The sequence below is a fragment of the Victivallis lenta genome, from assembly GCF_009695545.1.
In the GTDB taxonomy this organism is placed as follows: domain Bacteria; phylum Verrucomicrobiota; class Lentisphaeria; order Victivallales; family Victivallaceae; genus Victivallis; species Victivallis lenta.
The window spans coordinates 25,205-47,615 of sequence record NZ_VUNS01000031.1; the positions used below are offsets into that span (position 1 = coordinate 25,205).

The window sequence follows — 22,411 nt, forward strand, 5'->3', positions numbered from 1 at the left end:
TTTTTCATGTACGGAAAAACATTGTGGATGACTCTTTTCTGCGCCGTTCTCGCCGCATCGGCGGCCGACATTCCTGTATCGAAACTTGAAAGCGACAACGCCGTTTCGCTGGAGACGGAGGCGGGAATCCTCTCCTGCAGAGTTGTTCCGCCGAAGGGCGGAGTTGCTCTGACACTCCCGGTGGAACCCGGGGCCGTCTACACGGTCAGTGCCGAACTCTCCGGCGACGTCCCTGTGGAGTGTGTGGCCTGGTCGAAGAACTTTCCCGGCAGAAACCGCCGGAATTTGTTCGTGGCCGGAACGAAGCCGGAGGAGTTCCGGCGCTTCTCCGGCACCTTCGCCGCCGGGGAGAATGTGAACAGCGTCCGGCTCAATCTATTCGCCTGGCAGCGGACCGGCTCCTTCCGGCTTCGCAATCTCTCCTGTTCCCGGACGGTTCCGGCCGATCCCGAAGCGATTGCGGTCCGCCCGTCTGCCGGGAAACTGGCCGGGCGTCCCTGCGTCTGGCTGCTCAGGGAAGGCTTCTCCTATCCGAAATGGCAGGGCAACAACAGGATCGACACTGAGCCGTCGGGATGGGACCGGGTCGCCTTCGGAGGAGCGGAAATCAATGCGGCGGACCGGCTTACGCCGCTCACTTCCCCCGGGACGCCGCCCCAGGCCCTCGAAGTCAACGCGCCGGAAACGGGACTTTCCGGCTGGATCTGCAACCCGCTTGAAACGGTTCCCGGCAATCCGTTTCTGCTCCGGCTGCAGCTCCGGCGCTCCGGAGATTTTTCCGGGGCCCGCCCGGTTGCGCGGATTCATTTCCTCAGCCGCACCCGCGAGCTGCTGAAGGTCGTTGAGACGGAGCTTCCGGCAGTGCCGTCAGTCGACAACTGGAGCAGTGTCTCCACGGGGGTGACCGCGGAGCACGTTCCGCCGGAAACCGCTTTCTTTCAACTGTTTCTCGGCTGCCGCGCAACGGAGGGAAAACCGCGCGGCAAGCTCTGGTTCGATATGGTTTTCTTCGGGCGTCAGCAGGGCTTCTTCCTGCCGCGCGCCGACCGTTTCGGCGGCTGGTACCATCTCGGGGAGACGGTGACGGTGACTCCGGCGGGGAAGGTGTGTGCCCCGGAGGTGGAGGAGGTCATCGGCATCGTCCGCGATTCGCAGGAACGGGAGCTGCAAAGAAAATGCATTCCGGCGGAGGAGTTCCGGCTTCGGGGATGGTTTTTCCTGCCCGATACACCCGGCTTTTATCTGCTCGATTTCCGCGTGAAGGCCGGCGGCCGGGAGATTCCGGTAACGGAGGAGTTCAGCGAACGCAGTGTCCGGGTTCTCAACCGCATCCCCTTGAAACAGCGATACCTGCCGGTCGCCGTCGCTTCGGTGCCGCGGAACTCCCTTCAGGCCGGATGGCTCGGATTTTCCATCGACGGGAGTTTGTCGGGACTGATGCACGGCTCCCTGGACCGGCAGCTGCCGATCATCCGTGCGCTCGGCGGCAGCTTCGTGCGTTTTCACGGCTGCATCTGGCCGGATCTCGAACCGGAACGCGGCAAATTCAATTTCTTTCTGGACGATGCCATGCGGAAGCTCGGGCCGGAGCTTTGCGCCCGTTCCGTGCTGAACGTGTGGGGGACCCCGCGCTGGGCCTCTTCGCTGCCAGGACGGACCGATATGCAGCTCAATAATCCGACCTGGAAAATCGTGAAACCGGCCAGAAACGAGTATACCCGCGAATTCTGGAGCGCACTTGTCAATCACTATCGCAAATTCGGAATCAGGCGTTATGAAGTCTGGAATGAGCCTCACCTGCCGGGTTTCTCCTGCTTCTGGAACGATACGCCCGAACATTTCGCGGAGATGCTGGCGGATGCCGCTTCCGCCATCCGGGGGGAGGATGCCGGTGCGGAAATATGGCTCGGCGGAATCGGCCAGCGCTATCTCCCCTTCTACGACCGGCTGCTGGAACTCGGCGCGAGGAAATACTTCGACGCGGTCCCGCTTCACGGCCGGGATTACAATGCCGACACGTTCCGCTCCCTCGACCGCAAGCATGGAGTCGCTTCGCCTGTCTACACCTCCAGCGAATGGCACACGGTGCTGATCTCCGCCGACAAGCTGCCGCCGAACCCGGAATCGACCGAACGGGAAATTTCGAAGGTGATGCTGCTGGATCTCCTGCGCCAGAAGCGGAGCGGTGTCCGGGAGGTCACGGCGTTCGGGCTCATCGGCTGGATCAGGAAAGAGGGGCTGCGCCGTCACCTGAGCCACGGCAATTACCGCGCGCAGGCGATCGGCATCTTCGAGTCGGTCCCCTATATTATGCCCCGGCACTGCGCGCTGGTGCTGGAAGAGCTGGCCGCCCGCTTCCCCGCATCGCTCGACTATGACGGGGAGTTTCGCTTCGGAGCGGTCCGCGGCGCGCGCTTCCGCAGCGGCCCGGTTCCGATCCTGATCGCCTGGCACGATGAAAAGGAGGCTCTGGAATGTCCGGAAGAGCTGAAAAAGCTCTTCTCCGAAACGACCCGGATCTCGGACTGGGAGGGACGGGAGATCCGGCCCGGAGAGTTTGCGCTGCAGCCGGAGGAGTTTTACTATCTCTCCGGCCTGGAGAAACTTCCGCTCCCGGCAGCAGGGATCGACGTGCTTTCGCCGGAACGTCCGCAGCTTGCGCTGCAGGGGCCGGCCGGAGTATTCGGCAGCCGCCCGATCATCGATGCCGACGGCGTTTTCCTGCCCGCCGACGCAGTGTGGAATGAGCGAAACTGGGGCGTGCGGCACTACGGAAAGCCGTTCCATCGCCGGTCGCGTTTCGCGCTTGCCGTTGCCGACGGCACGCTTCAGCTGGCGGTGGAGACCTCTGATGAGAGACCGGTTCCTGCCGCCGACCCGCGCCGGCTGTGGCTCGGCGACTCTCTCCAATTCGCGTTCGATACCGCCGGCTCCGGCCATCCGGCCGATTGCGTGGAGTTCGCCCTGGGCGAACTGGCCGACGGAAGCATCCCCGTGCTCAAGTTGGGCGCGCCCCCGCTGGGAGGCGACCTGCCGGGCGATTATACGGTGCCGGGCAGTTTCGTCGGGCGGGAAACCGCCCTCCGCAAAGTGGAGAAGATTCCCGGCGGCAGGCGTTATCTGGTCCGGCTGAAGCAGTCAGAGCTGTATCCATTGATTCCGGCCGTGGCGGAGAAGCTCCGTTTCTCCCTGCTGATCAATGAGAACGACGGTTCCGGACGAATCGGCTATCATCACTGGGCCGACGGCATCGGCAACGGCAAGGACCCCGTCAGGTACGGAACGCTGCTGCCGCCCCCATCCCGGTAATCCGCCGCCGGGGCGGGCTGTTTCTGCCCCCCCCCGGCAAAAGCGGAAACTCAATACTTCTTTTCCGGATCAAGTCCGAGTTGATCGAAGCCGTAATCGTTTTCCTCGTAATATTTGGTTCTCACTCCGAAGTTTTTGACTTTTTTCACCGATTTTGTCCGCTGCCTGTTTATAATTTTCCGGCAGGGCCGCGGTCGGGGAAGTCGGGATCACGGTCAGAACCGCCGCCAGCTGCGTTTTCTTCAGCGTCTCGTTCTCCGCGGAGAAGAGGAAGCCGAGAAACGGGATGTCGCCGAGGAACGGGACCTTGCTGACGCTGCGCACCACCGCCGATTTGTCAAGTCCGCCAATGTAGAAAACATTGCCGTCATTGGCGAGCTGAACCTCGGTTTTGAGTTCGCTCCTTGAAGTGCGCGGCATGCCGTTGCTCCTGAAGCCGATCAGGTTGGTGTTGCTCATTTCCAGCGCGAGACAGGTCGCCTTATTGTAGATATAAGGCTGCATCGTCAGGCTGAAGCCGTATTCGGTATCGCTGTTCGTGACGCGGGTCTTATCCTTTTCGATCGGATAGCCGCCCGCTTCGGTCCATGCAATTGCCGTGTCGTTTAGCGTCGGTTCGGCGTTGAATACGGCGCAGGTGTCGCCGAGATTGCGCCCTCCGGCGGTGAAATGTCCGCTGCTGATCCGCAGTGTATCATAGGCTTTGCCGTTGACGATCGTCCGGGTGGCCGTGAACTGCGCGGCGGCATTGCCGGGAACCCACTCGACCGTCTGAAACTTCTCCTGATCGACGCCGAGGCCGGAGAGTGTATCCGCCGGATTAACTGCAGTTGCGATATAGGACTTGGCGATCTGCGTTTCGCCTCCGGCGGTTTCCTCGCCGGCGACGATCACCGGCATGCGGGTGACGCTTTCGATCGAAGCCGCGGTGCCGTTGCCGATGTTGAGAGAACCGCTCGTGACGACTTTCGCCTTGCCTTTGGACACCAGGAAATCCAGATAACGCGAATTCCATTTCGGATTGAAGTTGATGTACGAAACATGGGCGCTCTTCACGAGGTTGCTGATATTGCCGGTCCGGAGATTCCAGCCGTTCAGGTAGCGGGAACCGGCGGCGAAGAGATCCGCGCCGGGACCGTTTTTCCACGCCTGGAAATCAACGCCGAGATTGCCGTCGTTTTCGCTTTCAATCTCATAGATGGTATAATTCACCAGCGCCTGCGAGGTGGGCGTGTCGTACTCCTTGAGCATCTTCAGAATCTGCGGCTCCGAATTCGGGGAGGCATAGAACATCAGGGTGTTGAGCTTCGTATCCGGCACGACCGTGTCGATGCCGCCCTGCAGTTCGGCATTGTCGCCGGCATGCTGCATGCCGACTTTGCGGATCAGCCCGGCCAGCGTGACCGAATCGAAATATTTCGGGTAATAGAGGAAAAAGCGGCGACCGGCCTCCGAAGCGAGGTTCGGGCGGTCCAGCATTTCGATGATCTGGTCGAGGCTCATACCGTTTTCGACCGGAAAGAAGCGGTACTCTTCCGCCGAAACCAGCAGCATTCCGGTACCGTCCTGATACTTGACCGCCTCAACCTTGGTCACGCTGGTGTCCACCCGGCGCGAACGGATTGCCGCCATCACATAGGGACGGATTTCATACGGATCGGCATGCTTGAGCTTGTAGACCTTCGTGTAGACATAAGGGTCGTTGTTCGTGTTGACGAAAGTGATCTGTTCGGTCTCCCTGCCGATCTGAACATTCAATTGCGGCTGCACCTGAGTTGCCATCGGCGCCGGCGTCGGCACATCAACAGAAGCGGCAGACAGACCGGTCCCGACTGCTCCGCAAAGGGAGATAAAAAGGGATTTTGAAAATTTCATGATTCAACTCCAATTCCTGCATTATTTCGTGACTGCGGCAATCGCGGCATCCGGACTGTTTTTCGTGACGGCCGGAGTTGCCGTCAGTGTTACGAAGACTTTGAACTTGCTCTTCACCTTGCTTTCCGCGCCGAAGAGATAACGGAGAACCGGAATTTCTCCAAGAAACGGAACGCCGTTGTACTGTTCGACTTCAACGCTCTTGTCAAAAGCGGCGACCAGCATTTCGGTACCGACATTGAGGGTCAACGATGAATTGAACGTATTCGAGTCGGTCGTGACGGTTCCGAGATTGTCGGTCTCGACCGGAGTGCTGACAGTCAGAACCCAGTTGCCCATCAGGGTTTGAGCCCCCTCGGCCGGATCATCTCCGAAACAGATCATAGGCGCGCTGATATAAAATTCAAACTCGGTGGTTTCCACTGCGGTGACAGAAGTGTTCTGATTTTCGGCGTCCTTCTGAATCTGCTGGAACTCCGGGGTAAAGCGGAAACGGTATTTCGCCTCATCCCAGGAGTTCACGGCGGTAAAATCGTTGGTGACGGTCATGGTCATGCCGGTCGCCACATTCGCCTTGCCGTTCTGGGCGAGCATCCGCAGAAATGTCGCGTCGAAATTCGGAGCGACCATGATCGCGCCGAGCCCGGTGGCGTCCCGGACGGGGCCGTCGGAGATCAGGCTTGCGAAGTTTTCGATTCCCTGCTTGGAATAGAAGTTGGAAAAATCGAATCCGGCGGAAAGAATATCGGCGCCGGGGCCGTTCTTCCACGCCACATAGTCGATGCCGAGTTCGCGGAAGTTGTTGTCGGAAACCACATAGACTTTCAGCTCAAGCTGAAGCTGGGGGACCGGCCGGTCGACCGCTTTCAGGAACTTCATGAATTCATCGGCCTGCGACTTCGAGCTTTTCCAGATGAACATATTGGTTCCCCGGTCGAAGTAAGCAGAACCGCCGCCGAATCCGGCCGGCGCGAAAGTCTGGTCGAGCATGGCAAGCATCTCATCGGAACCGCGGTAATCGGCGCAATAGCTGTAACGGGTGATCCCGTCGCCGCTGACGGCGGTTCCGTTCTCATCGACTTTTTTCGAAGGATAATCGAGCGCGGCGATCATCTGGTCCACATACGGCAGCATGGTCTTGCCGGTCGAAACCACGAGAAACTGCTTGCCGCCTGCTTTGTAGTCGAGGCTCTGCACCGTGGATTGCGCGTCGAATCGCTTGACCGCGCCTTTGATGAACGGCAGCAGGTCATGGGCACTGACATGTTTCAGCTCATAGACCTTGCTGGTCATGTAATGCTGCGCGCGATCCTCGTTGAAGACGATGGTTCTCTGCTTGCCGTCGTCTCCCGTCAGGGGCAGCGCCGCAGCGAAGGCGGCGACTCCGAGCCCCAGCATTGTCGTTCTGGCGATGAGTTTGTGATACATACTGTTTTCCTTACTTCTATGTTTTTACTGCGCCCGATGACGGTCCGACTACGCGGACAGGGCGCAATTCACCTGTAAATGATATGAAATGCGAAGGATCATAATCCGGGAAAGCCGGGGCAGGGAGGTCAGGCAGGAAGCCCGAGGGATGAACCGTGGTCAGGGGATTGGTGTTCCATTACGACGATTTTGAAGTCGTAATTCTGTTCGGTCAGCCGTTCGAGCAGGCTGCGCTTTCCGCAAAGCCGCTGCAGGAACGGAACGGGACGGCCGGAGGGCCCCATGATGATATGTCCGACCCGGTGTTCCTTTGCAAACTGCAGAATCGTCTGAACGATATCATCGCTTTTATAAGTGAAAATCGTGGCCCCGAGCTGGCGCGCGAGTTCCAGCGTATTGTTCAAATGGCGCTGGGTGGCCGCATCGATGCGGACCGCACTCTCCCGGGAAGTCTGGACGTAAAGCACATACCAGTTCCGGCTGAGCCTGCCGGCGATGCGGGAAGCGTAACGCAGCAATGCATCGGCGTTCGGACTGCGGGAGCTCATGCACACCATGACCTGATCCGGGCTGACCGCCTCTTCTTTGCCTTCGGGGACCGTTTTCTCCCGGAAGCGCGTATCGAGCTGCGCCGCCAGTTCGCGCAGCGTCAGCTCTCTTAGCTGCTGCAAGTTGCTGTCTTTGAAAAAGTTCGCCAGAGCCGAATCGATCCGCTCTTCCGGATAGACCCGGCCGGTGCGGATGCGCTGCTGCAGATCCGCAACCGAAACGTCGACATTGACCACCTCATCCGCACCGGTCACGACCCTGTCGGGAATCCGCTCCTTGACTTTGACTCCGGTCGACTTCTCGACGATTTCGTAGAGGCTTTCGAGATGCTGGACGTTCAGGGTCGAAATCACATGGATTCCTGCATCGAGAATATCCTCGACATCCTGGTAACGTTTGGCGTTTCTGGAGCCCGGCGCATTGGTATGAGCAAGTTCGTCAACCAATACGGCCTGCGGATTCCGCCTGATGATGGCAGGAACATCCATCTCGGTGATCTTGATTCCGCGATGCACGATTTCGCGCCGCGGAATCATCTCCAGGTTCCCGATGCATTCGGCGGTCTCCTTCCGGCCGTGGGTCTCCAACAATCCGATCACAACATCCATATGCTCAATATCTCTGAGGCGGCATGCCTCCTTGAGCATCTGGGTGGTTTTGCCGACTCCGGCGCAATACCCGAGATAGATCTTGAGCTTTCCGCGCCGGGAGCTGCGGATCATTTCGAGAAAGTTGTCTGCACGTGTATTCATGACGGAAGAGCCGTTCCCCGGCGGGCCATGTTCCGCGGGAAGGGAGGGAACGGCCCGCCGGAGACGGCGTTTTTCATTATTTCATTTCATCGAGCGCCAGATTCAGCATCAGGACGTTCACGATCGGTTCGTTGCGCATGATGCCGCCGGGATATTCGACCTTGGATTCCACCACCTTCATGAGTTCGGCTTCGCTCATGCCGCGCGCTTTCGCGACGCGGGGCGCCTGAAACTTCGCGGCGGCCAGCGTGATATGCGGGTCGAGCCCGCTGCCGGAGGCGGTCACCATGTCGGCGGGAATCGGATTTTCGGCGGTGGCGCCATACTTTTTTATGAGCTCCTGAGCCCGCTCGGTGATCTTCGGCGAGGTCGGGGTCAGGTTGCTGCCGACCGCTCCGGCACCGTTGTAGTCCGCCGCCGACGGACGGCTGTGGAAGTAGTTATCCCGGGTGAACTCCTGCGCCACCTGGCGGCTGCCGACATACTGGCCGGCGGCGTTCTTCACCAGAGAACCATTGGCGGAGTTCGGTACAAAGACCTGTGCAATGGTCCAGATGACCAGCGTATAGACCACGCAGCAGAGCAGGATGCTCAGCACGGCGGTGCGTATCGCTCCAAAAATATCGGTTGTCAGCTTCATGATTTTCTCCTTTGCTTATCAGAACAGCCCGGTTGCGGCCAGCACCATATCGATCAGTTTGATGCCGATGAAGGGGGCGATCACCCCGCCGAGGCCGTAGATGAACAGATTGCGCGCCAGCAGCGCATCCGCGCCCATCGGCCGGTACTTCACGCCTTTGAGCGCGATCGGGATCAGCAGCGGGATGATGACCGCGTTGAAGATCAGCGCCGACAGGATCGCGCTCGACGGGGTCGCAAGGTGCATGATGTTCAGCACCGCCAGTTCCGGGATCGCCAGCAGGAAGATCGCCGGAATGATTGCGAAGTATTTCGCCACGTCGTTCGCAATCGAAAAAGTGGTCAGTGCGCCGCGGGTCATCAGCAGCTGCTTGCCGATCTCGATGACTTCGATCAGCTTGGTCGGGTCGCTGTCGAGATCGACCATGTTGCCGGCCTCCTTCGCCGCCTGCGTGCCGGAGTTCATCGCAATGCCGATATCGGCCTGCGCGAGCGCCGGAGCGTCGTTCGTGCCGTCGCCCATCATCGCGACCAGGCGGCCTCTGGCCTGCTCCTGGCGGATATAGGCGAGCTTGTCCTCCGGTTTGGCTTCGGCGATGAAGTCGTCTACGCCCGCTTCTTCGGCGATCGCCTTCGCGGTCAGCGGGTTGTCGCCGGTGACCATCACCACGCGCAGCCCCATCGCCCGCAGACGTTCGAAGCGGTCCCTGATGCCGGTTTTAAGGATATCGGACAACGCCACCACGCCGAGAATCCGGTCGTTAACCGAAACAACGATCGGTGTGCAGCCTTTCCGGGCGACTTTCGTCACCATCTCCTCAATATCGGCCGGAACTTTGGTTTTCGCCTTCTTCGCGGCCTGAATCACGGCATCGGAAGCACCTTTGCGATAGTGAGTTCCATCCGTCGCATCGGTTCCGCTCATGCGGGTCTGGGCGGTGAACTCAATCACGTCGCAGCTTCCGTCGTCTTTGGCGACCTTGCCGTTGAGTTCGCGTTCCGCCAGAGTGATGATCGAACGGCCTTCCGGAGTCTGATCGCCGAACGAGGCACGCACCGCGGCGTCGATCAGCTTTTCGCGATCGACTCCCTTCACCGGATAAAACTCCGAGGCGAGGCGGTCGCCGACGGTGATCGTGCCGGTCTTGTCCAGCAGCAGCGTATCGATGTCGCCGGCCAGTTCCACGGCCTTGCCGCTCTTGGCCAGCACGTTGGCCGCCAGCGCCCGGTCCATGCCCGCGATGCCGATCGCGGCGAGCAGCGCGCCGATCGTGGTCGGGATCAGGCAGACCAGCAGCGAAATCAGGGTCGGCAGCGGAATGGTCACGTCGAAATATTTCGCCATCGGGTAGAGCGTGGCCGTGACCAGCAGGAAGCCCAGCGTCAGCCCGGCCAGCGTGACGGTCAGCGCCAGCTCGTTCGGAGTCTTCTGGCGGACCGCGCCCTCGACCAGCGCGATCATCCGGTCGAGGAAGGATTCCCCGGCTCCGGCGGTGATCTTCACCTTGATCCGGTCGGAGAGCACGCGGGTGCCGCCGGTCACGCCGGAGCGGTCGCCGCCGGCCTCGCGCACCACCGGCGCGGATTCGCCGGTGATCGCGGATTCGTCGATGCTGGCGACGCCTTCGATCACTTCGCCGTCGCTCGGAATAATCTCGCCCGCGCTGACCACGACGATATCGCCGGTTTTCAGCAGCGAGGAGCTGACCGCTTCAATCCTGCCTGAACCGCCCAGACGATTGGCCATCGTCTGTCTGCGAGTGTTTTTCAGGCTGTCGGCCTGCGCCTTGCCGCGCGCTTCGGCGAGCGCCTCCGCGAAATTCGCGAAGAGGACGGTCAGCCAGAGCACGGCTGTCACCAGGGTTGTATAGAGGATATTGGCATGGCCGCCGCAGATGTCGATGATCCAGACCAGCGTGGTCAGCGCCGCGCCGATTTCGGTGACGAACATCACCGGATTGCGCGCCATCGTCCGGGGATTCAGCATCGCGAACGACTGGATCAGGGCGGTTTTGACCAGCCCTTTGTCGAAGAGCGTCGCCTTCCGGCTTTCTTTTCTGTTCATGTGATTCATGATCTTAACTCCTGAGAATCAGTGTACAAGGGTGGTGAGATATTCGGCGATCGGCCCGAGGACCGCCACCGGCAGAAAGAGCAGAGCGCCGACGAAGACCACGGTGCCGCCGATCACCACGCCGAAGAGCGCGGTATCGGTCTTGAGCGTTCCCACCGTTTCGGGGACCTCCTTCTTCGCAAAGAGCGAGCCGCAGATCGCCAGCTGGAAGATGATCGGGATGAACCGGCCGATCAGCATCACCAGCCCGCAGGCGATGTTCCACGGCACGGTGTTGTCGCCCAGCCCCTCGAAGCCGGAGCCGTTGTTGGCCGAAGACGAGGTGAATTCATAGAGCATCTCGGTGAAGCCGTGGAAGCCCGGATTCAGCACGGTGTCGCGTCCCCACGACGGGATCAGGCAGAAGATCGCCATGCCGCCGAGGATGCACAGCGGGTGCATCAGCAGCGCCGGGAGCGCGTACTTCATCTCGCGGGTCTCGACCTTCTTGCCGAGGTATTCCGGCGTCCGCCCGACCATCATGCCGCAGATGAATACGCCGATGATGATGTAGGTGAAGAGTCCGAGGAAGCCGACGCCGATGCCGCCGAAAGTGATGTTGAACCACATGCCTGCCAGCGGGATCAGCCCGGTCAGCGGATTCAGGCTGCAGTGCATCGAGTTCACCGAACCGTTGCTGGTGCAAGTCGTGAACACCGCCCACAGCGGGCTTGCGCCCGCGCCGAGACGCAGCTCCTTGCCTTCGAGGTTGGAGGCTTCGGCGACCGGCAGGTCATGCAGCGCGACGGCCGGTTCGCTTTCAAAGGTGATCGCGCAGCCGAGCTTTACGAGGCAGAGCACCGTCATCACCGCGAAGATCACCAGCGCGTGCTTTCTGTGCTTCGTGATCATGCCGAACATCCAGACGCAGCCCATCGGGATGATCACCAGGCTGATGCACTCGATGATGTTGCTGTAAAAGCCGACGTTTTCGAGCGGATGGGTCGAGTTCGGCCCGAAGAAGCCGCCGCCGTTGGTGCCGAGCTGCTTGATGATCACTTCGACCGCCACCGGGCCGCGGGCGATGGTCTGCACCGCGCCTTCCAGCGTATGGACCACCGCCGCGCCGTCGAAGGTCATCGGCAGCCCGCAGAGGACCAGCAGCGTCGCGCCGATCGCGGCGACCGGCAGGATCACCAGAAACGTGGCGCGGCACATATCCAGATAGAAGTTGTTCCGTTCCCGGGAGCCGCCGAGCCAGCGGGAAGCGGCGGTCACCGCCGCCAGCCCGGTCGCCGCCGACACGAACTGCAGCCACATGATGCCGAAGAGCTGCGAGAAGTACGACAGCGTGCTTTCGCCGGAGTAGTGCTGCAGATTGGTGTTGGTCACGAACGAGGTGACGGTGTTGAAGATCAGGCTGCCCTCGATCGCCTTCTGCCCGTCCGGGTTCAGCGGCAGGAACTGCTGGAACGCCAGCACGCCGGTCACGACCACGAACATGATCGTGTTGAAGATCAGAAGGCTGACCGTATACTGTTTCCAGTTCTGGTCGGCTTCGGCGGCGCGCCCGATCACTTTGTGGAAGAAGCCCTCGACTTTCTTATGCGTGGGCCCCATGAGGCCGGGGGCCGGGCACATCATCTTGAACATCCATTTCCCGAGCGGCAGCGAAATCAGGATCGACAGCCCGAGAACGGCAATTGCAAGCAGAAAAGAGTAAATCATATCTCACCTTAAAACTTTTCAGGTTTCAAAAGAACATAGCACAGATACACCGTGCAGAACGCCGTTGCGGCGGAAGCCAGATAAATCATAAACGCACCTTGGGTTGTTCGTTTTTCACTTTAAAGAATCGCAGAATTGGGTCAGGGCGAACATGCCGGCGAAAAACAGCAGTCCGAGGATAAAACACCCGATTACCATACAACAGAACTCCTTTCCGGTTGATTGTCCTGCTTCAGCGGCAAAGTGAAATGGAACGTGCTTCCATTGCCTTCGGAGCTTTCCACCTCGACCGTTCCTCCCAAAGCAGTGATAATTTCTTTTACGATCGATAAACCGAGACCGACGCCGGAGGATGCTTCCTGTCCGGGGGCCCGGTAAAATTGTTCGAAAAGATGGCTTCTGACCTCTTCCGGCATGCCGCTGCCGGTATCCTGAACCGCAAACCTCATGAGATTTCCCCGGGCTTCCGCTTTCAGGGTGATGGTTCCGCCCGCCGGCGTAAAGCGGACGGCATTGTCGATCAGGTTGTCGAACACGTAATTGATCCGGTTGACCGGAACCGTCACCTCCGGAAGGCCGGGTGCCGCCTCAATCTCCATTTTGATATCCTTGTCGAGGCAGACGGAGCGGAAACGCTCCTTTGCATCCTGCAATAAAATTTCCGGCCGGCGCGGTTCAAGCTTGAAATGCTTCTGACTGGAGGCCCGATTGAGATCGAGCAGGTCGTCGATGATCGCCGTCAGCCGTTCGCTGTCCTCGCGCATCGACATGACCAGATCAAGCTGTTCGGCAGAGAGTTTGCCGATCTTCTCCTCCAGCAGAAGATAAATCGACATCTGCAGTGAGGTCAGCGGCGTTTTCAACTGGTGGGAAACCGTCGCCAATACGCTGCGCTTCAGCTCCTGCTGTTCATGGGCCAGCGTAACATCCTTCAGGATAATCGCAACCCCGGAGAGCTGTTCGGGCGGAGCGCCGGCCGGGATCGGCAACGCCACAGGCTGAAAGAAATATTCCCGGTTCTCGATGAAGAACTGGACCTCTTTCCTGTCCTGCGGCGTCGAAACCAGCCCGGTCTGCAAAACGTGACTGTAAAGCTCGGAAAGCCACGCAATCCGCAGATCGCTGAGCTTTACACCTGCTTTCAGCCCGAAACAGCGGTCGGCGCTCTGCGTCGTGATCTCCACCTTGCCGCTCCGCGCATCGATCACGGCAATCGGGGTGGGAAGCTCTTTGAAAACGTCCTGATTGGTCCGTTCGGAACGCTCCAGCCGCATCCGTTCGGAGCGACGGGTTTCGCGCAGTGCGGTCGTCATTGAGTTGAATGCGCGCGAAAGCTGTCCGATTTCGTCATTGGAATTCGTTTCCAGTACGATGTCGAGGTTGCCGCCGGCGATTTCCGTTGTCAGCTCAGTCAGCTTCCGGATCGGTTTTTCAATCCAGTGCCGCAGCAGCAGCATCTGCAGCACCGCGAAAACAGCGCAGCCGAACAGAATCAGCAATACCCGGTTGTAAAATCGGGCAGCCTCTTCGCGCGCATGATTATTGGCGGCAATCATGTTCTTCTGGTTCAGTTCCAGCACTTCTCCGGAGAGCTGCCGCAATTGAACCGCCAGCGGATAGATTTCCGTGCCGTACAGCTTTTGACACTCCGCCGGAGCAAGTCCCGGAGCGGAAACTTTGCGAATACTGTCGGAGTAGTTTACCAGAAGCGCGGCAGTCCTGTCGGCCAGCTCGCGCTCACCCGCAACAGTGATGTTATTTAATTCCGCTTTCCAGATTTTATTCAGATTCGCAAGCTGTCCGTCAAAAAAGGCGGATGTCACGGCAGAATCCCCGGCGAACCGGCGCAGAAAACCCTCGTTGATTTTCTCCAGAGTCTCGTTAAAACGCTGGCAAAGAATGACACTCTGATAATTTTCACGCAGAATGACATCGATGGAATTGCCCAGTTTCCTGACTTGCACGATCATAACGGCGCCGATCACAAAGATCAACGCCAGCAGGCCAAGCAAACTGACCAGAAATTTACGTTTGATATCCAACATATTCACGCCTTTGGTTGCAAAAATATCACTTGTATAAGCAAGACGCATGCCAACTGCCCGATGGCTCTTGTACGCTCAAATCATTCCGGACATAAGCAAACTCGTATTGCATTTTGCAAAAGAACACGTGCTGAAAATAATAAAATGCAATGTCAATTATTGATTCCATAAGCCTTGCGTTTCCTCCATAAAGTTGCCTGATTGATTCCAAGGATCGAAGCTGCTTCCACGAGAGAAGAGGAGGTTGTCAGAACCTCACGGATATAATTTTCTTCGAGTTGTTCCAACGTAAGCCTGCCGTTCGGCGACACCTCGCCTTTTAAATGTTGCAGGGCATCCGGCAGATGGTGTAACAGCACGGTATCACTGTCAGTAAGAATGACGCCCCGCTCGACTGCATTGCGCAATTCCCGCAAATTTCCCGGCCACGGATAGGCTTTAATCGCCTCCGATGCCTCAGGAGAAAATCCCCGGATCAATTTGCGGTTCGCCGCCGCGAAGAATCTCAGCATATTCTCCGCCAGCATTTCAAGATCCTCCGGCCGTTCCCGCAATGGCGGAATTTCCAATTGAAACACGTTCAGGCGATAAAAGAGATCTTCGCGAAAAGCTCCGGTTTTGACTGCTTCTTCCAGATTGCGGTTGGTCGCGGCAATCAGCCGGACATCGGCCTGCCGCGGCGTGGGATCACCGACCCGCTCATACTCATGATCCTGCAGGAAGCGCAGAAGCTGCGGCTGAATCGAAGCCGTCAGGTCGCCGATTTCATCCAGAAAGAGCGTTCCGTGGTCGCAGCCGGCAATGCGGCCGGGATTCTCACGGACGGCTCCGGTAAAGGCTCCGCGCGCGTGACCGAAAAGCTCGCTGGCCAGCAGTTCCGGCTGCAGCGTCGGACACGAAACGATTCCGAGCGGCTGGGCTGCCCGCGGGCTCCAGCCGTGGATTGCTTTCGCCAGAATGGTTTTGCCGGTTCCGCTCTCGCCCCGGATCAGGACGGCGGCTTCGCTCGCCGCCACGTGGCGGGCCATCTCCAGCGTCCGCTGCATTTTCAGGTTGCTGGAGACGAACACTCCGTCGGGACGCAGGCTTTTCAGGTCTTCCTCCAGGCGGTCCAGGCGGCGCTCGATGCAGAGCGCCTTTTCCACCTTTTCAAGAACAAGCCCGAGCTTTTCCAATGCAAACGGCTTTTCGATGTAATCGAAGGCACCGCGCTTCATCGCCTCCACGGCGGTATCCACAGAGGAGTAGGCCGTCATGACCACAATTTTCAGCCAGGGGGAATCTGCGAGTAATTTCGGCAGCAGTTCCAGCCCGCTCTCCGGCCCGAGCCGCAAATCAAGGAAAGCAAGATCGAACTTGTGAAGCCGGTTCTCCGCAAACCCTTCCCGGGCGGAACCGGCCTGCCGGACCTGCTGGCCATGCGATTTCAGCCAGAGCGTCAGGGACTTCCGGATGTTGGCTTCATCATCGATCACAAGGATGTTCAACATTTTCGCCGTTATCCTTCTATTTGTCTTCTCCCGCCAGGCCATAAACCTCAATCGCCTTTTCCGCCAGCAGCAGAATTCCCTGGCCCGGTTCATTGCCGATAATCTTCCCCTCAAATTCATTCCGGTATTTTTTCAAATCCGCAATGGTTTCCACCGGCGCATATTCGGGGACTGCAATTCCCATCATCGCTCCCGGCAGATTCACGCCGAGATCGACAACTCTGTCGCGGATCCGGGCAAACTCGTTTTTATGGTAGTTCGGCAGCCACACCGTCACCATAACATCCTGAGTCCCGTTGGCCAGCGCTTCGAACGCAATCGGAATTGTGGTCGAAACGTTGGAGACTTCGCATTTCAGGTGTTCTTCCAGCAGGATTTTCAGCATTGCATTGGTCGCCAGTTCGTTATGAAAGCCGATATCGACCATTTTGATCTTCGCTCCGGGCTGCGGGCGCACGCCTTTCAGGAATGCTGCCTGCAATTCCGGGTTTCGTTTCAGCCACTCCCGGGCGCCTTTGCCGTAGTCGCCGTCGCTTTCATAACAGATCAGCGACAGGGAGTCAAGGTCAGTCGTTTTCCATTTGAATTGCCGGAAAAATTTCGCAAGTTCCGGATAATCCTTATCAAACCCTTTCCTGACAATTGTATGGACGTTCTCCGCCTCTCCAAATACTTTTTCCGGGTCTTTCAGGTATTTGATCGGCAGCTCGGCATTCATCCAGTGAGGACTCCACGCGGTAATGGCGGCATACCGATCATTTTTAATCGCATAAGCCATCTCTTCGATCATGGCGGGAGTTGTCGAGGTGATGACTCGGAATCCCTTGCCGCCGGCCGAATCCTTTCCGTTTTTCAGATTGAAAAAAATCAGGAAAGCCGCGCAGACCGCCAATATGATCGTATTTTCAATTCTTTTTCTCGTCCATTTCATTTTTCATCCTCCTGTTTGAAGGCTGTTCCCGTCGCCTGCAGCGTCCGGTCCAGAATGATGGCGATCACGACAATCACAATACCGCCTTCAAAAGCGACTCCCTTCTCTCCATTGCAAATTGCGCCCCACACCACGCTGCCGACGCCCTGCGCACCGACCAGCGAAGCGATGACGACCATCGACAGCGCGAGCATGACCGTCTGGTTCAGGCCCGCCCGGATCGACGTGAGCGCAGTCGGCAGCTCAAGGTCGAACAGCCGGTTCATCGGCGTCGCCCCGAATGCTTCGGAACACTCCAGCAGATCCTTCGGCGTGTTTTCGATGCCGAGCACGGTCATGCGCACGATCGGCGGCAGAGCGAACACCACGGTCGCAAAAACGCCGGAGGTGTTGCTGATCGAAAAGAACGCGATCGCCGGCACCAGATAGACATAGGCCGGCATCGTCTGCATGATGTCCAGCAGCGGCAGCACGATTTTCTTGAGCCATTTGCTGAACGTCATCAATACCGCCAGCGGCAGGCCGATTGCGACTGCGGCCGCCGTGCAGATGATCACCAGCGCCATCGTTTCCATCGCCGACTCCCAGAGGCCGAGCATGATGACCAGCATCATGCCGCAGGCGGAGCCGAACGTCAGCAGCTTGCGCCGGCCGCTGACGACGAAGATCACTGCGCAGAAAATCAGCAGCATCGCCCACTCCGGCGGAGCGCAGAGTATGTTTTTAAGCCCGTCCACAACAGAATCGATACTGCGTGAACACCAGCGCGTGAAATCTGCGCAATGGACAACCGCCCAGTCGAGGAAACGTTCAAAATATTGTCCGATCGGTAGTCTGATCATTTGGATTCTCCAGTTGTACCGTTGTAGGAAGCAAGGCAGGCCAGCAGCGCGCCGCTGGTGATGACGCCGAGAAAACGGCGTTCATCGTCCACGACCGCGATCGGCGCGGTCGATTCGCCCATCTGCATAACCACCTCTTTCAGCGGAGCGGAACGGTTGATGGTCTTGATGTTCATATCCATCATCGATTGCGCGGTCACATTGGGTTCACCCATGTGCTCGCGCACTTTCCGCGCCCAGACCAGGCCGTAGATCACCCCCTGGTCGTTGGTCGCGAACAGCGACGACAGGCCGCTTTCGCGGATTTTATGCAGCATGGTCTGCGGGCCGTCGCTCAGGTGCAGATAATCGTAGACCGGCTTCATGATCGAACCGGCGGTGATGACCTTGGTTTTGTCCGCCGCGTTCACAAACTTCGCGACATAATCGTTGGCCGGATGGCTCAGAATCTCCTCCATCGTCCCGAGCTGGGCGATCTCGCCATCCTTCATGATCAGCACGCGGTCTGCGAGCCGGATCGCTTCGTCGAGGTCGTGGGTGATGAAGATCACGGTCTTGCCGAGCTTTTTCTGAAGCGCCCGGATCTCATTCTGCATTTCGCGCCGGATCAGCGGATCGAGCGCCGAAAGCGCCTCGTCCATGATGATGATCTCCGGGTCCGCCGCCAGTGCGCGGGCGATGCCGACGCGCTGGCGCATCCCGCCGGAGAGCTGGTCCGGATAACGGTCCGCGTAATCGGCCAGCCCGACGAGCGCCAGCACTTCGCGCGCTCTGGCGCGCCGGGTTTCACGCGGTACTCCGGCGATCTTCAGCGCATAGGCTGCATTGTCCAGCACCGTCAAATGCGGGTAGAGTGCGAACTGCTGGAACACCATTCCGATCCGGCGGCGGCGCAAGTCACGCAACTGCCTTCTGCTGAGTGCGGTAACTTCCGTGTCGTCGATGAAAATCTTTCCGTCCGACGGCTCGATCAGCCGGTTGATGGTGCGGATCAGCGTGCTTTTGCCGCTGCCGGAAAGTCCCATCACCACAAAAAGTTCGCCGCGGCGGATGGTAAAATTGATGTCGTGAACACCGACACTGCACTGGGTTGCTTTATATACTTCTTCCCGGGTCTTGCCCGCTTTGAACAGTTCGGCGGCTTTCCTGTGATGCCGCCCGAAGATTTTGGTCAGCCCTTCTATCCTGACCAGATCTTCCGTTTTATCCAACTGATCCATCATAAGTCCTCCCTGACGGCTGCATTAACTTACCGATTCCATATCAAATTGTTCGTAACAGCAGAAGCAAAATACATGCCAATACCGAAATCGGCGGAAAAAGCAGAGAGCGGAAAGAGTTTTTGCAATTCGATAATTCAAAATGCAATATTCTGATTTTAAAAATTGCATTTTGCAATGTGATTTCTGCGATCTTTTATTGGGGATGCCGTCCGGCGGACCGCCGCCCCTTTGGAGGGGAAGCCATCCGCAATCCGGCCAGCACAAGAATAATTCCGAGAATGTTATAGAACGACAAGTGTTCCCCCAGAAAAAGCCAGGCGCCGAGCAGCGTGAATACCGGAGAGAGATTCTGCAGCAACCCCAGTTTCCAGAGCGACACCCGGGGCATCGCCTCCGACCAGGCGATAAAAGCCGCTGCCGTGGGAACCAGACCCAGAAGAACAATCGCTCCCCATGCGTCCCAGCCGGCCGGAATGATGAGCTGTGAATGGAAAATAAGAAGAAACGGAATTACCATGACAGCAGACGCCAGCTCGCAATACCCCATCAGGACAACGCGATTCGGGGCCGCCATCAGTTTCCGGCCGATTGCGGAGCCGATCACCCACGACACGGCGGAACCGATCAAGGCAAGCTGCCCCAGCCAGCTGGCGAAACCGTAATGGAATCCGCGCATGGAAATCATATTAAGGACAAACATGCATCCCAGCAGTCCGCATCCCACAGCCAGAATTTCACGGCGTTCCGTGGGATGGCGACGGATCAGTTTCCACACGATTGCGATAATCGCCGGACCGGATTCCAGAAACAGTGCGGCTGTGATTGCGCTCGCGGTCTGCTGGCCGATGAAAAAAAGCAGGCTCATCAGGAACAGCATGAAAAAAGCCACCGCAAGCATCTGCATGAATTCACGGAGCGAACGAAACCGCAGCGACTCCTTCCGCCACGCGGCATATCCGAGAATAGCCGCCGAACCGATCAGAAAGCGGTAAAACACCAGGGAAACCGGATCGACTCTGGCGTCGCCGCCGAGCAGAAAGCGCGCAACAAGGAACGCACTGCTCCAGCATACAATCGCCAGCAAGGCCAGCCGGAAACCGACCAGTTCGGCATTCTTGGAAAGCAAAGTCATAATCCGTAAAAATTTGGTAAGTCAAGAAAAACTGTTCCGGCAAAGCCTTTTACAGAATCAGTAAAGAGAGAAAATCCCGGGAGGAACGCCCCGCCAGTTGTTCGTCACACAATGTACGGGAACCGGCGTCCGGGGCGACAGGGCGGAGATCAGGCGCTGCCGCCTCTGCCGCCAGTGTTCCTTCGTCGCCGGCAGGGCGCAGACGGCCGCGGCAAATTCCGGGCTGTACAAAGCTTCCGCCAACTGCGCGTAGCGGAAAAACTCAGCCATCGGGCGGTCCAGGCGGGCATTGCGCAGGATGACCTGCCGCAGACGTTCCCTGTGGGATTCCGGCAATACCGCGCTGCGCAGTGCTTTGCAGATTTTCAGCTTGATGTATCCGGCCTCCACGCAACAGGGATCTGCTTCCAGAAAACGCACGGCTTCTTCGATCGCGTCCAGTTCTCCGGCCTGAATCCGCTGATATAGAGAAGGCGTATGTGCGGGCGCGCTCCCGTTGAAATAATCGAAAAAACGGAACGCCTCCTGAAAAGCGCGTGCCGCTTTCTGCCGCAGAACCTTGTCACTGTCGGGCTTTGAAAGGCGGCGGATGGCTCCATAATGCCGTCCCACCAATTTTTCCTGGTGCTTGATTTCCGCAATCGTGATCATGAATTCAACCTCCATAAAAGACAGTGGTTCGTTAAGCCAATGAGACATTTTCCAGTATTTCAACCGGTCGCCCGGAATTCCGTCGCATCTTGTGCCGGGCAATTTTCATCGGTTTGAAACTGGTTCGGCAATACCAGTCACGAAGATCAAGAAAACGCCGGACATCCGGCATGAAAAAGTAATGACTCAGAATCGGACTCAGATAACTGCTTACCGTCTGAAAATAGAAAGACGGCGAATTCGGCACTTCATAAAAGCAATGCCCATTCTCCCAGTACACCGGATTCAGCAGCGAAGTGTAATGGGTTCCTTCGATCGTGCCGCCGGCATCCGCGGAAGCGTCGATAAACAAACAGCCCGGCTTGGCGCGCTTCAGTTCGTCACGGGAAATTACATGATTGCTGTGCGGAAAAGTCTCGATACCATTGATTACAATATCAAATGAGGGCAATTCTTCGAGGAATTCGCTTATCGTTTTGCGGTAGAACATGCGGATATCGGAAGTGAATTTGCTGATTGCCCAATAGCCGCCCTGGGCAACATTACCGGAGGAGAGCACGGCAACCCGGGTGGCCGGTTCCGGCAGCTTCCCCCACGAAAGCAGTGCATGCTGCACGGAAGCCACTCCCGCGTAAAAACTGTTTTTCCAGAGAAAATCACGGGGGATGAAGGGGATCTTACAGGTCTGTCCGTTGAAAGTGACGGTCGGAGAGATATTGTCGATATCCACAACCGTGAGTGCAAGTTCCTTTGCAATCTGCATGAATTCTGCGGAAGGGGCCTCATGGGGATGGGTCCAGCCGATAATCAGCTGTCCTTTGCGAAGATGGCGGTAGTCCTCCGGCTGGATCAGTTTCAACGAAAAAATCGCATCGCAACTGGAAAACACTTCCTGCCGTGTGGCAATTTGAGCTCCTCGTCGTCGATATTCATCGGGGGGAATGCCCAGGGTATCACCGAATTTTTCATCGATTACGAGATGATTCTCAGATGTTCGCATATCCTGCGGGAGCAAGGCGACCCGCCTTTCTCCCGGAAAATCCGGCCTGATCAATCCCAATCGCATATCTTTGGTCTCCTTCTGTCGTTGAAAGATGAGAGCTTGAAATTCTTTATCAGCAAAAATAATGCCAATGCCGATACCGCCGTTTGTCTTGCATAAACGCCGGGAGGAGAGCCGAATGAAGTTCCAGACGCATTTGCAAAGTGCAATTTTGAAGAATCTGAAAATTGTACTTTGCAATCAGAAAAATCTCTTCCGGGAACCGGGATGAGCCGGATCATTCACGGAACGGCAGACTCCGGCCTGAAAATCATGCGGCAGGGATTATAAAAAGATTGCAGGAACCCATGCAGGCTGCAGCCGTAACACGCGAACGACGGCAATATTACCGATCCAGATGGTTCCCGATGAGATTGCCGCGGCAATTGCCGCCATTCATACCAATTATCCAAACCCAATTATTTCTTGCCCGGAACAGGAACTGGGTGATGATATGGAGAGCCTGCCGTGGAAACAATGGAAAAATACCCATGCCAAGGTTGACGGCTTCCGGTATAAGCGGGATCAGCAACTTGCAATCGGACAAACTCAATAAACAATGAGATACCCATGATAATCATAAAAACAAGCTTCACATCCCACGAAAAAACCGGGAGAGCGCCGGTGTCAATCATGGCACGACACCGGTACTCCCGGAAACATTTTACATGTCGTCGCTGTTTTTCTCAACAGCGTTACAGCGTTTTAAACTATGCTTCCTG

The 22,411-nt window shown here is 57.7% G+C and carries 17 protein-coding genes; 2 read left to right on the forward strand and 15 right to left on the reverse strand.

Annotated elements, in window-relative coordinates:
* The first annotated feature begins 6 nt into the window (after window positions 1-6).
* Window positions 7-3,309 (forward strand): DOMON domain-containing protein, encoded by a 3,303-nt coding sequence (locus FYJ85_RS19545; protein ID WP_154420367.1) that lies wholly within the window; start codon window positions 7-9, stop codon window positions 3,307-3,309.
* A 69-nt stretch (window positions 3,310-3,378) separates the two neighbouring features.
* On the opposite strand, the gene FYJ85_RS19550 is transcribed toward FYJ85_RS19545, so the two are convergent.
* From FYJ85_RS19550 to FYJ85_RS19620, 15 genes are all read right to left on the reverse strand, one after another.
* Complete coding sequence (locus tag FYJ85_RS19550) at window positions 3,379-5,184, reverse strand: type II secretion system protein GspD (RefSeq protein WP_154420369.1); 1,806 nt, start codon at window positions 5,182-5,184, stop codon at window positions 3,379-3,381.
* A gap of 21 nt (window positions 5,185-5,205) precedes the next feature.
* Window positions 5,206-6,612, reverse strand: a complete 1,407-nt coding sequence (locus FYJ85_RS19555) for a type II secretion system protein GspD (protein ID WP_154420371.1) — start codon at window positions 6,610-6,612, stop codon at window positions 5,206-5,208.
* A gap of 128 nt (window positions 6,613-6,740) precedes the next feature.
* The gene (locus FYJ85_RS19560) at window positions 6,741-7,913 is read right to left on the reverse strand and encodes a histidine kinase (RefSeq protein ID WP_154420373.1); all 1,173 of its coding nucleotides are present in this window, start codon (window positions 7,911-7,913) and stop codon (window positions 6,741-6,743) included.
* Between the two features lie 76 nt (window positions 7,914-7,989).
* Window positions 7,990-8,553 (reverse strand): potassium-transporting ATPase subunit KdpC, encoded by a 564-nt coding sequence (gene kdpC / locus FYJ85_RS19565; RefSeq protein WP_106055083.1) that lies wholly within the window; start codon window positions 8,551-8,553, stop codon window positions 7,990-7,992.
* Window positions 8,554-8,571: 18 nt separating this feature from the next.
* The gene (kdpB, locus tag FYJ85_RS19570; protein ID WP_106055084.1) at window positions 8,572-10,626 is read right to left on the reverse strand and encodes a potassium-transporting ATPase subunit KdpB; all 2,055 of its coding nucleotides are present in this window, start codon (window positions 10,624-10,626) and stop codon (window positions 8,572-8,574) included.
* 18 nt (window positions 10,627-10,644) lie between these two features.
* Complete coding sequence (gene kdpA / locus FYJ85_RS19575) at window positions 10,645-12,333, reverse strand: potassium-transporting ATPase subunit KdpA (RefSeq protein WP_154420375.1); 1,689 nt, start codon at window positions 12,331-12,333, stop codon at window positions 10,645-10,647.
* A gap of 8 nt (window positions 12,334-12,341) precedes the next feature.
* The gene (locus FYJ85_RS24495) at window positions 12,342-12,422 is read right to left on the reverse strand and encodes a potassium-transporting ATPase subunit F (protein ID WP_106055086.1); all 81 of its coding nucleotides are present in this window, start codon (window positions 12,420-12,422) and stop codon (window positions 12,342-12,344) included.
* Between the two features lie 102 nt (window positions 12,423-12,524).
* Window positions 12,525-14,378: an ATP-binding protein gene (locus FYJ85_RS19585; RefSeq protein WP_206213337.1), complete on the reverse strand. Its 1,854-nt coding sequence runs from the start codon at window positions 14,376-14,378 to the stop codon at window positions 12,525-12,527.
* A 152-nt stretch (window positions 14,379-14,530) separates the two neighbouring features.
* Entirely contained in the window at window positions 14,531-15,868 is a 1,338-nt protein-coding gene (locus FYJ85_RS19590; protein WP_206213338.1) for a sigma-54-dependent transcriptional regulator, read from the reverse strand.
* A gap of 16 nt (window positions 15,869-15,884) precedes the next feature.
* Window positions 15,885-16,799 (reverse strand): glycine betaine ABC transporter substrate-binding protein, encoded by a 915-nt coding sequence (locus FYJ85_RS19595; RefSeq protein WP_106055089.1) that lies wholly within the window; start codon window positions 16,797-16,799, stop codon window positions 15,885-15,887.
* A complete protein-coding gene (locus tag FYJ85_RS19600; RefSeq protein ID WP_154420379.1) occupies window positions 16,796-17,641 on the reverse strand; it encodes an ABC transporter permease in 846 nt (281 codons plus the stop codon). The genes FYJ85_RS19595 and FYJ85_RS19600 overlap by 4 nt, the downstream gene beginning before the upstream one ends.
* On the reverse strand, window positions 17,638-18,864 hold the full coding sequence (locus FYJ85_RS19605) for a quaternary amine ABC transporter ATP-binding protein (protein ID WP_154420381.1): 1,227 nt from the start codon (window positions 18,862-18,864) through the stop codon (window positions 17,638-17,640). Before FYJ85_RS19605 ends, FYJ85_RS19600 begins: the two co-directional genes overlap by 4 nt.
* Before the next feature lie 193 nt (window positions 18,865-19,057).
* On the reverse strand, window positions 19,058-19,990 hold the full coding sequence (locus FYJ85_RS19610; protein WP_158704272.1) for a DMT family transporter: 933 nt from the start codon (window positions 19,988-19,990) through the stop codon (window positions 19,058-19,060).
* 63 nt (window positions 19,991-20,053) lie between these two features.
* Window positions 20,054-20,647: a PALP domain-containing protein gene (locus FYJ85_RS19615; protein WP_154420383.1), complete on the reverse strand. Its 594-nt coding sequence runs from the start codon at window positions 20,645-20,647 to the stop codon at window positions 20,054-20,056.
* 31 nt (window positions 20,648-20,678) lie between these two features.
* Entirely contained in the window at window positions 20,679-21,890 is a 1,212-nt protein-coding gene (locus FYJ85_RS19620) for a Rossmann-fold NAD(P)-binding domain-containing protein (protein WP_154420385.1), read from the reverse strand.
* A 157-nt stretch (window positions 21,891-22,047) separates the two neighbouring features.
* On the opposite strand from FYJ85_RS19620, the gene FYJ85_RS19625 reads away from it, so the two are divergent.
* On the forward strand, window positions 22,048-22,245 hold the full coding sequence (locus tag FYJ85_RS19625) for a hypothetical protein (protein WP_154420387.1): 198 nt from the start codon (window positions 22,048-22,050) through the stop codon (window positions 22,243-22,245).
* Window positions 22,246-22,411: the final 166 nt, after the last annotated feature.

Coding starts and splice junctions, on each gene's coding strand:
- FYJ85_RS19625 (WP_154420387.1), top strand. CDS start 22,048: ATGGTTCCCGATGAGATTGCCGCGGCAATTGCCGCCATTCATACCAAT.
- FYJ85_RS19560 (WP_154420373.1), bottom strand. CDS start 7,913: ATGAATACACGTGCAGACAACTTTCTCGAAATGATCCGCAGCTCCCGG.
- kdpB (WP_106055084.1), bottom strand. CDS start 10,626: ATGAATCACATGAACAGAAAAGAAAGCCGGAAGGCGACGCTCTTCGAC.
- FYJ85_RS19585 (WP_206213337.1), bottom strand. CDS start 14,378: ATGTTGGATATCAAACGTAAATTTCTGGTCAGTTTGCTTGGCCTGCTG.
- FYJ85_RS19615 (WP_154420383.1), bottom strand. CDS start 20,647: ATGATCACGATTGCGGAAATCAAGCACCAGGAAAAATTGGTGGGACGG.
- FYJ85_RS24495 (WP_106055086.1), bottom strand. CDS start 12,422: ATGATTTATCTGGCTTCCGCCGCAACGGCGTTCTGCACGGTGTATCTG.
- kdpA (WP_154420375.1), bottom strand. CDS start 12,333: ATGATTTACTCTTTTCTGCTTGCAATTGCCGTTCTCGGGCTGTCGATC.
- FYJ85_RS19550 (WP_154420369.1), bottom strand. CDS start 5,184: ATGAAATTTTCAAAATCCCTTTTTATCTCCCTTTGCGGAGCAGTCGGG.
- FYJ85_RS19605 (WP_154420381.1), bottom strand. CDS start 18,864: ATGATGGATCAGTTGGATAAAACGGAAGATCTGGTCAGGATAGAAGGG.
- kdpC (WP_106055083.1), bottom strand. CDS start 8,553: ATGAAGCTGACAACCGATATTTTTGGAGCGATACGCACCGCCGTGCTG.
- FYJ85_RS19595 (WP_106055089.1), bottom strand. CDS start 16,799: ATGAAATGGACGAGAAAAAGAATTGAAAATACGATCATATTGGCGGTC.
- FYJ85_RS19590 (WP_206213338.1), bottom strand. CDS start 15,868: ATGTTGAACATCCTTGTGATCGATGATGAAGCCAACATCCGGAAGTCC.
- FYJ85_RS19555 (WP_154420371.1), bottom strand. CDS start 6,612: ATGTATCACAAACTCATCGCCAGAACGACAATGCTGGGGCTCGGAGTC.
- FYJ85_RS19600 (WP_154420379.1), bottom strand. CDS start 17,641: ATGATCAGACTACCGATCGGACAATATTTTGAACGTTTCCTCGACTGG.
- FYJ85_RS19545 (WP_154420367.1), top strand. CDS start 7: ATGTACGGAAAAACATTGTGGATGACTCTTTTCTGCGCCGTTCTCGCC.